This window comes from Cryobacterium sp. PH31-AA6 (assembly GCF_030063195.1).
In the GTDB taxonomy this organism is placed as follows: Bacteria; Actinomycetota; Actinomycetes; order Actinomycetales; family Microbacteriaceae; genus Cryobacterium.
Genome location: NZ_JASISS010000016.1, coordinates 64,756 through 78,807, shown reverse-complemented (window position 1 = coordinate 78,807; position 14,052 = coordinate 64,756). Strand labels below are relative to the sequence as shown.

At 63.8% G+C, this 14,052-nt stretch carries 13 protein-coding genes and 1 pseudogene; 8 read left to right on the top strand and 6 right to left on the bottom strand.

Annotated features, from left to right (window positions below):
- Positions 1-241, bottom strand: a pseudogene (locus tag QMG61_RS11870) (DDE-type integrase/transposase/recombinase); the annotation flags it as partial.
- A gap of 72 nt (positions 242-313) precedes the next feature.
- Here QMG61_RS11870 and istA point away from each other — a divergent pair.
- The 4 genes from istA to QMG61_RS11850 all read left to right on the top strand — a co-directional run bounded on the left by istA (position 314) and on the right by QMG61_RS11850 (position 3,992).
- A complete protein-coding gene (istA, locus tag QMG61_RS11865; RefSeq protein WP_283494534.1) occupies positions 314-1,588 on the top strand; it encodes an IS21 family transposase in 1,275 nt (424 codons plus the stop codon).
- Positions 1,588-2,406 (top strand): IS21-like element helper ATPase IstB, encoded by an 819-nt coding sequence (istB, locus tag QMG61_RS11860; protein ID WP_283494533.1) that lies wholly within the window; start codon positions 1,588-1,590, stop codon positions 2,404-2,406. The genes istA and istB overlap by 1 nt, the downstream gene beginning before the upstream one ends.
- A 156-nt stretch (positions 2,407-2,562) precedes the next feature.
- Complete coding sequence (locus tag QMG61_RS11855; protein ID WP_283494532.1) at positions 2,563-3,246, top strand: Mu transposase domain-containing protein; 684 nt, start codon at positions 2,563-2,565, stop codon at positions 3,244-3,246.
- Positions 3,243-3,992 (top strand): ATP-binding protein, encoded by a 750-nt coding sequence (locus tag QMG61_RS11850; protein ID WP_283494531.1) that lies wholly within the window; start codon positions 3,243-3,245, stop codon positions 3,990-3,992. Before QMG61_RS11855 ends, QMG61_RS11850 begins: the two co-directional genes overlap by 4 nt.
- Positions 3,993-4,386: 394 nt before the next feature.
- Here QMG61_RS11850 and QMG61_RS11845 read toward each other — a convergent pair whose 3' ends face one another.
- The 4 genes from QMG61_RS11845 to QMG61_RS11830 form a co-directional block, all read right to left on the bottom strand.
- Complete coding sequence (locus QMG61_RS11845) at positions 4,387-4,644, bottom strand: hypothetical protein (RefSeq protein ID WP_283494530.1); 258 nt, start codon at positions 4,642-4,644, stop codon at positions 4,387-4,389.
- 178 nt (positions 4,645-4,822) lie between these two features.
- Positions 4,823-5,119, bottom strand: coding sequence for a transposase (locus QMG61_RS11840; RefSeq protein ID WP_283494529.1), 297 nt, complete (start codon positions 5,117-5,119; stop codon positions 4,823-4,825).
- Positions 5,120-5,184: 65 nt separating this feature from the next.
- Complete coding sequence (locus QMG61_RS11835; protein WP_283494528.1) at positions 5,185-6,504, bottom strand: hypothetical protein; 1,320 nt, start codon at positions 6,502-6,504, stop codon at positions 5,185-5,187.
- Positions 6,505-6,856: 352 nt separating this feature from the next.
- Positions 6,857-8,122, bottom strand: coding sequence for a nucleotide sugar dehydrogenase (locus QMG61_RS11830; protein ID WP_283494527.1), 1,266 nt, complete (start codon positions 8,120-8,122; stop codon positions 6,857-6,859).
- 463 nt (positions 8,123-8,585) lie between these two features.
- Here QMG61_RS11830 and QMG61_RS11825 point away from each other — a divergent pair, with 463 nt between their 5' ends.
- Positions 8,586-10,439: a DUF4012 domain-containing protein gene (locus tag QMG61_RS11825; RefSeq protein WP_283494526.1), complete on the top strand. Its 1,854-nt coding sequence runs from the start codon at positions 8,586-8,588 to the stop codon at positions 10,437-10,439.
- Positions 10,440-10,471: 32 nt separating this feature from the next.
- On the opposite strand, the gene QMG61_RS11820 is transcribed toward QMG61_RS11825, so the two are convergent.
- Entirely contained in the window at positions 10,472-10,618 is a 147-nt protein-coding gene (locus QMG61_RS11820; RefSeq protein ID WP_283494525.1) for a hypothetical protein, read from the bottom strand.
- 119 nt (positions 10,619-10,737) lie between these two features.
- Here QMG61_RS11820 and QMG61_RS11815 point away from each other — a divergent pair, with 119 nt between their 5' ends.
- The 3 genes from QMG61_RS11815 (at position 10,738) to QMG61_RS11805 (ending at position 14,004) form a co-directional block, all read left to right on the top strand.
- Entirely contained in the window at positions 10,738-12,051 is a 1,314-nt protein-coding gene (locus QMG61_RS11815) for a UDP-glucose dehydrogenase family protein (protein ID WP_283494524.1), read from the top strand.
- A 158-nt stretch (positions 12,052-12,209) separates the two neighbouring features.
- Entirely contained in the window at positions 12,210-13,652 is a 1,443-nt protein-coding gene (locus tag QMG61_RS11810; RefSeq protein ID WP_283494523.1) for a glycosyltransferase family 2 protein, read from the top strand.
- Positions 13,615-14,004 carry a hypothetical protein gene (locus QMG61_RS11805; protein ID WP_283494538.1) on the top strand — a complete coding sequence of 130 codons (390 nt, stop codon included), beginning with the start codon at positions 13,615-13,617 and terminating at the stop codon, positions 14,002-14,004. Before QMG61_RS11810 ends, QMG61_RS11805 begins: the two co-directional genes overlap by 38 nt.
- Positions 14,005-14,052: the final 48 nt, after the last annotated feature.

Genomic DNA, 14,052 nt, shown 5'->3' with positions numbered 1-14,052 from the left:
GGCAGGTCAACACGGTGATGCCGTAGTGGCGGGCGAAGTCCACGGTCTGCTGGTTGCGCACCGGGACGCCCGCGAGGTGGGACACGGTGACCGTTTTCTCGTTGTCCGTGAGGACATAGGTCGGGGCGCCGCCCAGGATGCGGAGCGTGCGATCGAGGGCTGCGAACACGGTCGGGGCCGTCCGGTCCCGGAGCGCGATCACGACCCGGAACCTCGACCACGCCAGCCAGGCAACGAACAACTGTCGACGACTGGTGAATACTGACCCCGTGGCGTCGTTTGAATTCTGACCCCTCCGTAAGACCCTTGGAGGGTGATAACAGTGGAGAACTGGGCAGAGATACGTCGGTTGCATCGATCGGAGAAGATCCCGATCAAGGAGATCGCACGGAAGTTGGGGATCGCGCGGAACACGGTTCGGGCCGCGTTGGCGTCGGAGCGACCGCCGAAGTACGAGCGCGCCGGTCGCGGTTCCCTCGTCGACGGGGTCGAGATGGATGTGCGCAAGTTGCTGGCGGAGTATCCGCGGATGCCGGCGACGGTGATCGCGGAACGGATCGGCTGGCAGTACTCGATCACGACGCTGAAGGACCGTATCCGGGCGATCCGCCCCGAGTACGCGAGCATCGATCCGGTCGATCGGATCACCTATCAGCCGGGCCAGATCGTGCAGTGTGATCTGTGGTTCCCGGAGCCGAAGATCCCCGTTGGACACAGCCAATTGCTGATGCTCCCGGTGCTGGTGATGACGTTGGGCTTCTCCCGTTTCTTGACCGCGACGATGATTCCCTCGCGTCAGGCGGGCGACATTCTCGCCGGGATGTGGCAACTGATCAGTGGCTTGGGAATGGTCCCGAAGACCTTGGTCTGGGACCGCGAGTCGGCGATCGGTGGGACCGGTGTGGTCTCGGTCCCCGCGGCATCGTTCGCGGGGTCGCTCGCGACGCGTTTCCAACTCGCCCCGCCCCGGGACCCGGAATTCAAGGGCCTGGTCGAGCGCAATAACGGGTATCTGGAAACGTCGTTTCTGCCGGGGCGGTCGTTCGCCTCGCCGGCGGATTTCAATGCCCAGCTCGATGGGTGGTTGCCACGGGCTAATGGTCGGGTCGTGCGCTCGACCGGGCGGCGCCCCGAGGAAGCGTTGGCGGCGGATCTGGCGGCGATGACGATGCTGCCGGTGTCGGCGCCGTCGACCGGGTTGCGCACCCAGGTGCGGCTTGGCCGGGAGTACTACCTCCGGGTTGATTCCAACGATTACTCCGTCGATCCGCGCTGCGCGGGCAGGTTCGTCGACGTCCATGCGACCGCGACGATGGTCACGATCACTCGCGAAGGCACGGTCGTGGGCGCCCATGCGCGGTGTTGGGCCAGGCGGGCAACGATCACCGATCCGGCGCATGTCGGCATCGCGAAGACCCTGCGCAGCGCCTTCGCCGAGGAACGCCGGTCCTTGGAGCGTGCGAGCCGCCAGCATGCCGACGGCCACCGGGTGGCTCTGCGGGTGTTGACCGACTACGACGCGCTCTTCGGCGGCGACTTCACCACCACCGCGGCGGCGGGCGCTCCGGCCGAGAAGGCGTTGAGCTGATGAGCGCGCTCGACACCGTGACACCGTCTAGCACCCCGCCGGCGGGGCCGCAGATCGCCTCGACGATCGCGTATCTCGCGCGGGTGTTGAAGACGCCCACGATCGCCCGCACCTGGGAAGAGCTCGCCGATACGGCCCGGCAATCCGGGTGGTCGCACGAGGAGTACCTCGCGACGGTCCTGCAACGCCAGGTCGCCGACAGGGAGGCCCACGGAACGGCGCTGCGCATCGGCGGCGCCCACTTCCCGCAGGTGAAAACGTTGGAGGAATTCAACCTCGACCACCAGCCCTCGCTGCGCCGCGATATCCTCGCCCACTTGGCCACGACGACGTGGATCGCGAAGGCGGACAACGTGGTGCTGTTGGGGCCGCCCGGCGTTGGGAAAACCCACCTCGCGATCGGTCTGGGCGTCAAAGCCATCCAGGCTGGCTACTCCGTCCTCTTCGACACGGCCACCGGGTGGGTCGCCCGCCTCGCGGCCGCCCACACGGCCGGACGCCTTGACCTGGAACTCAAACGGCTACGCAAATACAAGCTCCTGATTATCGACGAAATAGGGTATTTGGCCTTCGATCACGATGCCGCAAACCTGTTCTTCCAACTCGTCGCCGCCCGCTACGAACAGGGCGCCATTCTGGCAACCTCGAACATGCCCGTCGGGCGGTGGGGCGAGATCTTCTCCAACGAGATCGTCGCCGCGGCGATGATCGACCGCCTCGTTCACCATGCCGAGGTCGTCACCCTTGCCGGGGATTCTTACCGCACCCGCAGCCGCCGCGAACTGCTCGAGCAGCAACCCCGACCGGGCGCGAACTAAACCAAAAAACCAACCCGAGGGGTCAGAATTCAATCGACGAAAAAGGGTCAGTTTTCACCCGACGTTGACACCCATGTCGCGACCTGGGTCATCGCCGGCCTACGGCACGAGACGTTCACCTCGCTGGCGCAGTTGCGCCTGCGGATCCGGGAACAGATGGACGCCTACAACCGGGAGCCGTTCCAGAAACGCGTCGGGTCCCGCCTCAGCGTCTTCACCGTCGAGGAGAAGCCGCTGCTGCAGGCGCTGCCCGCGGCGCCGTTCGAGATCAGCACCTGGTCCTACAAACGGAAGGTCAACGCCAACGCCCACGTGGTCTGGGCGCGGAACTTCTACTCCGTCCCCTTCAGCCATATCGGCGCGCTGGTGGACCTGCGGGTCACCGAGACGATGCTGGAGGTCTATCGGCGCGACGAACGGTTGGCCAGCCATTTGCTGCTGCCGGCAACGACGAGTAACCAGTATCGGACGAACGAGGCCGACCTGCCCGAGGGGCGCAGCTTCCAGGCCTGGGACCGAACCCGGATCGAGGAGTGGGCGGCGCGGATCGGGCCGGCGACCGTGACAGTGACGGCCAAGATCTTCGAGACCGTGTTCATCGACGAGGCCGGCTTCGACGCCGCTCTGGCGGTCCTGCGGCTGTCGCGCAAGTTCCCCCCGGCGCGACGCGAGGCCGCCTGCGCACTGGCGCTGCGCGGGCCGATCCGCTCTCCCCGCTACGCGCATCTGAGACCGATCCTCGACACCGGGCAGGACAAGACCGGACAGGTCCCCGAGCCGGCACCGGACGATGGCGGCTATGTCCGCGGCGGCGCCTACTACGCCGGAGGGCACCGGTGAGCGCCCTGGACGGGGAGACTAAACGCAAGCTGCGCGAGATGAACGCCGGCGAGCTGCTGCAGGCCATCGACACCCAGGACGAGGTCCTCAGCATCGGCCTGCCCTTCGAGGACCGGGTCCGGCTGGCCGTCGACGACGCCTACTCCGCCTTCACCCATGCCAAGGTCGAGGGCCTGATCCGGCGGGCGGGACTGCGGTATCCGAACGCGGATCTGCGGCGCATCGACCTGCTCGACGAGCGCGGCCTCAACCGGCAACTGCTGGCCCAGCTAGGGACCTGCTCGTTCGTCGCCCGGCAGCAGAACGTCGTCTTCCAAGGGTTCACCGGGTCGGGGAAGTCGTATCTGGGCTGCGCGATCGCTAAACGGGCCTGCGAGCACCGGATCCGCGCCCACTACGTCCGGATGCCCGACCTCGAGGAGGCCTGGGCCGCCGCCCAGGACGCCACCGGCGGCGCCGGGAAGTTCCTCCGGAAGTATGCCGCGTTCACGCTGCTGGTCATCGACGAGTGGCTGCTTGACCGGCCGACGGAGTCGATGCGGACGATGCTGCTGGAGTTGATGGAGCGTCGTTACGGCGAGACGTCGACGGTGTTCTGCACCCAGTATCAGCAGAAGGACTGGCACCAACGCCTCGGCGCCGGAGTCCACGCCGACGCGATCATGGACCGCATCATCCACAACACCACCTGGGTCGACACCGGCACCTTCAACATGAGGGAACAAACCGCCCTCGCGACCGCGTAATCCGTGACGGAGAGCACCGGTGGTGCTGAGCCACACCACCGCCGGTGCTCTTCCGCACGAACGGTGGGGCTCAACCGCACGATCGGGTGGGGCTCAAAGGCTCGAATACTCAGCTGCGTCGGGACCGGGATCGAGGATGCGGACTCGTCCCAGGTGTCGAAGGTTTTCCCAGTCGGGAAGCCGGCGGCCTTCCGGCGGGTGGCGAGCATGGACCGGGATCGGTCGGTGACTTCTTCGACGAACAGGGCCCTGATGACCTCGGCCGGTTCCCAGCGTTGGGCGCGGGCCGTCGCGATCAGCTCCGGCGCCAATGCGCGGGCGTAGGGCATCTTCAGCTGCCGCATCAACGCCTCCAGCTCCGCCGGCAAGGCGGGCGCGGCCGCGGCCGTGACGCTCACGCGCTCTCCTCCAGATCGTCGGCGGAGACCTCGAACACCGGGGCGACGGGCCGGCCGATGGCCGCCCACCCGGCGGTGCCCTGCGCGAGCGACTGCCCCTCATCTGCGCGGTGAGTCAGGGTTCGGGAGCTGTTGGAGCCGAGGATCGAGGCGAGGTCGCCGGTCGCGAAGCGGCCGTAGGTTGCCGCTTCGCCCAGGGCCTCGTCGACGGCGGTCAGGCCGCTGATCTTGGCCAGCGCCACGGCGTCAGCCATCTCCACGTTCATCCGGGTCGTGCCCGCCGCCGCGGCCTCGAGCAACCACGCCTTCGCGCCCGCGCCGATGCGGAGGAACTCTGCCTCCGCGGCGCTGCGGGCCTTGACCGCGTAGTCGCCCGGGATTCTCTCGCGGTGGTCAGGTTGGCCCGATGACCTGCCTCAACGAGGGCATCGATCATCGGGTGAACCCTTTTGGGCCTGGTCGATCCTCCCCGAACAGCTTCGACGCCTTCTTCAGGATCACGACTTCTTCCTCGAGCTGCCGGATCCGCTTCTTCGCCTTGGCGAGCTCGATGCTCTCCGGCGTCGTGATCCCGGGACGCTCGCCCCGGTCGATCTGGTCCTGACGGACCCAGTTATGAATCGCCGCCGCGCTGACACCGAGTTCGACAGCGGCCGTGGTGATCGGTTTACCGGCCCGGACGAGCGCGACCGCTCGCCTCCGGAACTCGACAGGGAATGGTCGTGGCATGGAAGAAGCCTCTCAAAGAGAGCCCGATCTTCACACCGTTTTGGGTAACCAATCCGTAGGGCACGTCATTGAGTCAACTGAACTCGGGGCAGTCCCCCCCTGCCGTGACCAGCGAGACGTTCGCGCGATGGCTCCGCTGTGCGTAGGAGCACCAGGAGACCGAGGATGAGCCAGACAACGGTCGAGACACGATTGGCCGTGAGCGGGGAGAATCCCAGTGCTGCCCCCGCGACAAAGATAGCAAAGAGGTATGTGAAGAGGCGCCGACTGGGATCCTTAGTCTGATAGGCCAAGGTAAAGATGCCCGCGAACACACACAGCTGGAGTGCAAATCCAAGAATGCCCCCGACCGCTAGGCTCTCGGAAAAGAAGCTGTCATAGGGGACTTTCCAACCGCCTGCGCCGACGCCCGTCAACGGGCTAACCCGTAGCGTCTCAGCGGCGATTAGGGCAGCGCTCGAGCCGTCACCGGTCCTCCCGCTCGAGTAGAACGATACTAGGCCTCCTTCAGTGGGATTGACGAGACGAGTCAGATAGCTGAACCCAATCCACTTATCGAGAAGGCCCGACTGCACGATACCCAGAGCTACGATTGCCAGACTGAAGAGTCCCACCACCGGGCTGCGCCTCCGGCCTGATTTCAGCCAATAGAACAAAATCAGGGGGATCCCACCGAGGATAAAGATTTTGCTGACGCTGATAAGCCCGCCGATGACAATCGGTATGAGGACTAGCACTAAACGCCCGGGGCGGTCCGCCAAAGTAAAGACCGCAAGCAAACCGGCGATGCCGTACAAGGCCCCGGCTTCCGCCGGCTGGTTAAAAATTCCACCAAAGCGCCCGAGCAATGCGGCAAGTTCTGCAGTCGTGCTCACACTCGCGGCATTGCCCCAAAAAGGTCGCAAGATTCCTGATAGATCCACCCGCGTGGAGATCATGGCGAGCACCCCGTTTACGGCCATCCCCACAACGATTATGCGTGCGAAAATTTGGAGGAGGGCTGAGGCAGATGTTCCAGGCACCACTGACCAGAGGATCATCAGAATCATGAGTGGTAGAAGCATATTGTCGACACCGGCCAGCACGCTCCCGGGCTCCCATCTCGCGACGATGAGAGACGGAAATACCACACCAAGCAAGGCGATAGTGATGTAGAGGACCCAAGGAATGAGAAGGCGCAACCCCCCGCGTGTCCTAAGGGCTGAGATGGTGAACGGGAGTATCACTAAAGAGGCGCCGTACACCGCGATTTGTTCGGTACGGATGCTTCCTGCTACGTAGGGTCCGAATGTCGACAGGGCGATGATGGCGACGATCGCTGTGGAAAGTGTGCCGCTCCTAGCTTGAGGCGTGCAAGCATCACTCTTCACCGTTGCCATAGTCACCGGTTTATGTTACCAGCGATGCCAGGGGCCTCCTGCTGGATCCCTTCGGGGGAATACGCTATGTCGCAGCACTGCACAGCCTGGTCGCCCGCCAAGTCACGCGGATTCATCGTAATCATAGTTGAGGCGACCATAGGAAGCGCCCCGTGGCCGCTGTGCTTCTCATTCACTCCTGGCACCGGATATTGACCGCGTCGTGCAACTCAGCCCCCCCCCGGCGTGCGACTAGGACAAGAAGACTTCTGCCGACAGGTCCCCGCCACTTGGAGTAGCGAAAGCGGCAGGCTACTGAGTAGCACTGAGCCTTGAATGAGAGCCGAACTCATTGCAGGGCGTGGCAATCGGCTCTGAATCAGAGCCATTCTATGTTTGTTCCACTAGTGCGCGATTTTGTGTCGAGCACGGGAGTACCTATGTCCTCAAGCAACGTGAGGTCCAGCGAGTCATGGTCTGTCACGATGATTACGGCATCGAACTCTCGGACCGTCTGTTCGTCAAGGGTGGTCTTTGCAACGCCCGTCGGCCAACGGTAATCCTCCACGTGACCATCCACCGCGGTGAGCTCTGCACCAAAATCAGCAAGGAGTTCGATAAGGCGCAGCGATGGTGCTTCGCGTATGTCGCCTGTGTTCTTCTTGTACGCGAGACCGACGAGGAGAACGCGGGATCCCCGAAGGGCCTTTGATTCCCTATTGAGCATCACGAGGAGCCGCTGGACGACATAGTCAGGCATGTGATCGTTGATGTCATTTGCCAGTTCCACGAACCGGAAGTTCTGACCCAGCTTGCGTCGGACCTGCCAGGACAGGTAGCTGGGATCAACTGGAAGGCAATGACCGCCGACGCCAGGGCCGGGAGTGAACTTCATGAAACCGAAGGGCTTGGTCGCGGCCGCCTCGATGGATTCCCACACGTTCACCCCGAGTTGACTCGCGAAGATCGCGAGTTCATTCACAAGGGCAATATTGACGTGGCGGAAGGTGTTTTCAAGAAGCTTCGTGAGCTCGGCCTCTTTCGGGCTGCTCACCGGCACGGTCTGGTTTACCAAGGTGTCGTAAAAGGCTTGGACCTCAATCAAAGACGCTGGATTCAACCCCGAGACGACCTTGGGCGTTTGCACGAAGCCCCATACCTTGTTCCCTGGATCGATTCGCTCCGGGCTATACCCGACGTGAAAATCCACACCTGCCGTGAGTCCGGAACCATTCTCCAGAATGGGTACCAGGAGTTCTTCGGTCGTTCCGGGGTACGTGGTGGACTCCAAAACTACGGTCGCCCCTGAGCGCAGTCGCGTCGAGAGCGAGGCTGCCGAACTTTCAATGAAGGAAAGGTCCGGCAGGCTTTCCCGAAGTGGGGTCGGCACCGTAATGACGGCAACCCCGAAATTGTTTGCTTCGTTGTAATCGGTCGTGGGGAGATAGCGACCGGAGTCGAGCGCGGCTCGCAATTCACCATGCGAGATGTCGTCAACATAGGAATTGCCGGCGCGAAGACTCTCGGTGCGATTCACATCGAGGTCAATCCCGACGACGTTAAAGCCGACGGCAACGGCTCGCATAGCTACTGGAAGGCCGACATAGCCTTGACCGACAATTACTACAGTTCGGTTTCGGTCCATTTTTGTCCCCCAAATTGCCTTGCTCTTGCGAGTCTCGGTGCGAGCTCTCCACACTGTGAAAGTATCAGACACTCGGTTCCCGCATTTGCGCAGCGAGATTTGTGCATGGCTGGAGGTCGCCGTGCATAGGTTGCGTCCCTCGCTAACCAAACTCTGGCCGCGGCGCACATGGCGGATTTACGCGAATGCGCAGTCGCCGAGCTATGGAACGTCGCAGAGGTGCCGCGGCACTGGACGTTGGCCGAGAGGGCCCATCCTGTCTGTGCCGCTCCCGTCTCTGTGCCGCTCCCGTCGAAGAGCGCTGAACCGCCGGGTAACTCAGCGCCATGTGCAGAACGCTCGTGGATGAACGGCAGCAATTCGAGCAGACAAGTTCCTTCGGTGCGAGCGTCCGTGGGCGTGCGCGGGGCCAGGGAAGTTCCCATTGGTCTCAGGCGGTGCCTTGACCTGATTCAATGGCTCAGTGAGCGAAAACGAAACCCGTTCGGGTGCCCGGAGGTCCGCGAAGCCGCGCAAACCCCGGCTCTATCGTCGCTGGTGGTTCTGGACGGCGATCCTCATCGGGGTTCTACTGGTAGCGGGCACGTGGGTGGGCGTTCGAGGCTGGATGGCGAAGTCAGACCTGGAAGCAGCCATTCCACTGGCATCTACGATCAAGACGCAGGTACTCGCGGGCGATTCGGTGGCGGTCACGGCGTCTGTGAAGAGTTTGGCGACACACACAGTCCACGCGCGCAGCTACACCGGCGACCCAATTTGGCGGGCTGCAGAGTTAATGCCGGTCGTGGGGGCAAATCTTGAGGCGGTGCGAGAACTGGCCGAAGTCGCCGATGACGTCGTCACGGGGGCCGCGGAACCGCTCGCATCAGCTGCGGCGACGCTGAACCCGACGACGTTGAAGCCGGTCGACGGCGCCATCAATCTGGAGCCCCTAGTCGCCGCCGGCGCTGCTGTGGCCAAAGCCAGCACGGTTTTTGACGTAGCGACCAAGAGGGTGCAGCGCATCGACACCACGCTCACTATCGACCAGATTAAGTCGGCAGCACGCAAATTTGCTGGTCTCTTGGCCGACACAACACCGACGCTCGTGTCGGCGAGCAAGATGCTGGACATCCTCCCCGACGCTCTTGGGGCAACGTCCCCACGAAACTATGTGATCGTGTTTCAGAACAACGCCGAGGCTCGTGCGCTCGGTGGGACGTCGCTATCGTTTGCCCTCTTGACTATGGACAACGGTCGAATCGCGCTGGGCGACGCCATCCCGGCCGGATTCGGAAATTTCGCTTATTATCAGCAATCCGTGCTCCCTATGCCCGACGGCGTTGCCGAGCTTTATGGCTCAGAGTACGGTAGAGCGATGTCAAACGTCACGGTCCGCCCAAGCTTCGTAAGCGCAGCTGAGGTAACGCAGGAGATGTGGAAGCGACAGTTTGGTACTGAGATTAATGGCGTCATCTCGGTCGATCCGGTGGCACTGGGCTATCTGCTTCGGGGAACACCCCCGATTTCCATGTCTACGGGGGAAGTGTTGACAAGCGAGACGCTCGTTCCCATGCTCCTTAACGGTGTCTACATGCAGTATTGGTCTGGGGACAACGTTGCTGACAACGCCGCCCAGGATCTCGTATATGCCGAGATCGTGCAGAAGACATTCGAGCAATTGACTAGTGGCAATTCTGACCCCAAGGTGTTGTTCTCGGCTGCGACACAGGCCGGGAACGAACATCGTCTGCTCCTGTGGAGCCCCGTCGAGAAGGAGCAGGCGGTCTTCGAGTCTCTCGGGGTAGACGGTGCGTTACCCAAGAGCGACAAGACCACCGACAAGGTCGGGGTCTACTTCCAGGAGAACGTCGGCTCAAAGATGAACTACTACCTGAAGCAGGCGGTCAGTCTGGGTCAAGCAGCGTGCCGGGCAGACGGGAAGGCGTCTTACCGCATCGGTGTTGACCTCACCAACGGGTTGCCCCTCGACGCGGCGACATCGATCAGTCCGTCGATTCTTGGTGAATTCAAAAGGGAAAAGCTCGATCCCGGGGTTCAGCGCATGATCGTCATGGTTTATGCGCCTCCGGGGTCGCAGATCGTGGGCGCCACCGTTGACGGTGAAGCGGTTCAGCTGGAGCCGTACCACGACACGGATTACCCGGTGGCGAAGCTGGTTCTCACCATGGACCCGGGTGCCACCTCGAAGCTGAGCGTGGACGTGGTCGCATCCGGAACCGCCAAGAAGGTGCTCGCGGCGCAGGTAACCCCAATGGTGAACCCCACGGCCATCACTGACGTGCCGCTCGACTGCGCGAGCGTGCCGAAGGAGTAGCCCGGGAGGGGAGCGGAGCGAGAGGGCTGTAGCTAGAGGCCGATCGAGAGGGCGACGTAGCCGATGCCGGCCGCGGCGATCGCGGCAACGGCCAAGAACCCGTATTGGAGCCCCTTGGTGCTGCGGCCTCGACGCAGAAGCGCCTTGTGGCCCCGTTGTTCCGGCCGAATTTTACTCACGGTCGTACTCTATCGCTGGAGCGACACTCTGAATTCCCGGTGGCGCCCCCAAAGGTTGGGCCAGGCCAGGGATTCTGGGTCTGGGCTCACGGCTAGGCTTCAGGCGTGGAGAAAATCGCATGAAGCTGTCCGTTATCGGCTGTGGCTACCTCGGGGCCGTGCACGCGTCGGCCATGGCCGAACTGGGGCACGAGGTGGTCGGCATTGACATCGACGCCCGCAAGATCGAGCAGCTCGCCGCGGGCAAACCGCCGTTCTACGAGCCGGGGCTGCCGGAGATTCTCACCTCGGCGATGGCATCGGGCCGGCTCCGCTTCAGCACCGACATCGCCGACGCCGCGGGCGCCCAGGTGCACTTCATCGGCGTCGGCACCCCGCAGAAAGACGGCAGCTACGCCGCCGATCTGCGCTACGTCGACGCCGCCGTGCAATCACTGCTGCCGCACCTGGCCGTCGGCGACCTGGTGGTGGGCAAGAGCACCGTGCCGGTCGGCACCGCCGCTCGCCTCGCCGCGGTGATCGAGGCATCCGGCAGCGGGGCGGCCCTGGCCTGGAACCCCGAGTTTCTGCGCGAGGGTTTCGCCGTGAAAGACACCATCAGCCCCGACCGCCTGGTCTACGGGGTGCCGGCGGGCGAAGCCGGGCTTCGCGCCACGACGCAGTTGAACGAGGTGTACGCCTCGGCGATGGCCGCGAACACGCCGCTGATCGTGACCGACTATGCCACGGCGGAGCTCGTCAAGGTGGCCGCCAACGCGTTCCTCGCCACCAAGATCAGCTTCATCAACGCAATGAGCGAGATTGCCGACGTCTCCGGCGCCAACATCACCGAGCTGGCGGATGCGATCGGCTTCGACAACCGCATCGGCCGCCGGTTTCTCAACGCCGGCGTCGGCTTCGGCGGCGGTTGCCTGCCCAAGGACATCCGCGCCTTCACCGCCCGGGCCGAGGAACTCGGCCGGGGCGATTCGGTCGCCTTCCTCAAGGAGATCGACGTGATCAACATGCGCCAGCGCAAGCGCGTGGTTGCGATGACCCTGCAGGCACTTGACAAGCCGGTGTACACGGCCAAGGTGGCGGTGCTCGGGCTCAGCTTCAAGCCGCACTCCGACGACGTGCGCGACTCGCCCGCGCTCGACGTGGCCGTGCAGCTGCGCGGGCTCGGCGCCGACGTGATGGCGACCGACCCGCAGGGGATCGAGAATTCGCGGCTGCGGCACCCGCAGCTCACCTACTCGTCGAGCATCGAGGAAACCCTCACCGGAGCGGATGCCGTGGTGCTGGTCACCGAGTGGCCCGAGTTCAAGCAGATCGACCCGGTCTGGGCCGCCACGCTGGTGCGTGTTCCCCTGATCATCGACGGACGCAACACGCTCGACGCCGCCGCCTGGCGCGCAGCTGGCTGGACCTACCAGGGGCTCGGTCGGCCGTAGCCCGGCCTGAACGGCGGGCCAAACACCGTCGCTTCGACCCCACACGCACTGAGGGGCGGATCAACGCACGATGCCCATTTCGGGTGCCCTGCGAACTGGGGGCAGGCGTGGCTTAATTTGTGGTTATCTCAGGTCTGGGGGCACTGTAATCTCATCTCATGGGGGATAAGACTCGGTTTGCCAGAGCAGTAGGCGTTGTCATCGCCGTCGCTGCCGGCAGCGCGGCAACGGCCCTCTGGGTCGTGATTGCTGCCGATCCCCAGACCAGCGCTTTTCTGCCGAGTAAGGCCCTCGTGCTGGGCACATTCCCCGTGCTCTACGACATGCATGTGCCGGCCCCTCGCGTACTTCTGGCCGCGATCGCCCTGGCCGTGCTCTTCGCCGCCGGTGTGGCGCTGATGGAACTTCGGGTGTCGAACGGTGCACGCAGATCGTCGAACCCCATGGTCACACCGCTGTCACCGAAGGTCGTGATGGCCCCGACGCGGGGCATCTTCTCCGGCCCGGTGACGGTGACCGTGTTGATCCCCGCGCACAACGAAGAGGCGTCGCTCCCGGTGACGCTGGCTTCGCTGCTCACCCAATCCCACCGGCCGGAACGTGTGATCGTTGTGGCAGACAACTGCACCGACGGGACCGTCGCGGTCGCCCGGCAGTCCGGCGTGGAGGTCTTCGAATCAGTGCTGAACACGGCGAAGAAGGCCGGCGCGCTGAACCAGGCCCTCAAAGAAGTTCTTCCCGGCCAGGGCGCCAACGACATCGTCATGATCATGGACGCCGACACCGCGTTGGATGACGGCTTCCTCGAGCATGCGGTCGCGCGATTCACCAGCGACCGGGCCCTGATGTCGGTGGGCGGGCTCTTCTACGGAGAAGAGGGATTCGGGATACTCGGCCAGCTCCAACGCAACGAGTATGTGCGGTACTCGCGGGAGATCGCCCGCCGCCGCGGACGCGTGTTCGTGCTCACCGGGACCGCGTCCATGTTCCGGCCTGCCGCCTTGCGCGCGGTGGCCGAAAATCGCGGTGTGACGATACCGGGAGCGCACGGTGACGTCTACGACACCGTCGCGTTGACCGAAGACAACGAACTCACCATTGCCTTGAAATCACTCGGCGCCCTGATGACGTCCCCGGCCCAGTGCACGGTCGTCACCGAGCTCATGCCCACCTTCGGCTCGTTGTGGAATCAGCGGCTGCGCTGGCAGCGGGGAGCGCTGGAGAACATCGGCGCCTACGGCGTCACTCCGGCGACGTCGCGATACTGGGCGCAGCAGCTGGGCATCGGCTACAGCGTCATCGCCTTGACCACCTTCATGCTGCTCATGGCCGTGACCGTGGCCGCGGTGAACAACTGGATTTGGTTCCCGTTCTGGCAGGGTATCGGGGCGATTTTCATCGCCGAACGAGTAATCAGCGTGTGGAAGGGCGGCTGGCGGGCACGACTCCTCGCGGTCGTCCTGCTCCCCGAATTGCTGTTCGACATTTTCCTGAACATCGTCTACGTCAAGGGAATTATCGACATCACCCTCGGCCGCAAGGCAGCCTGGACCCACCTCACCCATGCCAACCCGACGCCAAGCGAGCTGGTGGCCCAATGAGGAGATCCACGCCGTGATCCACGCCGGAATCCTCCTACCGGAGTCCTTCCTCGCCTCGACCTTCTTTGCCGTCTTCGCGTCCTTTGTCGGGGTCAATACCGTGATCTATGTCGCGCTCGCCGTCGCGAAGATCCTCCCCATGGTGTACATCACGGACTGGCTCAAGGGGCGCAACCGCCGAACGGAAACCCGGAGCATCTATCCGAAGTCGGAGTCGCACGCGGTGCCGCGGGAGAGCATCCTGTCGCTCCGCAGAATGCCGCTCAGGGTCGCCATGCGGCGGCTGGGGGACCGGCGCGCCAATCGTGTTCCGCCGCGACAGGGCGAGCCGCCCCGAGCTCACCGGCCCTGAGCCGGTTTGGGCAGAATCCCGGCCTGAACCAGGAGAACAGGGGCGTTG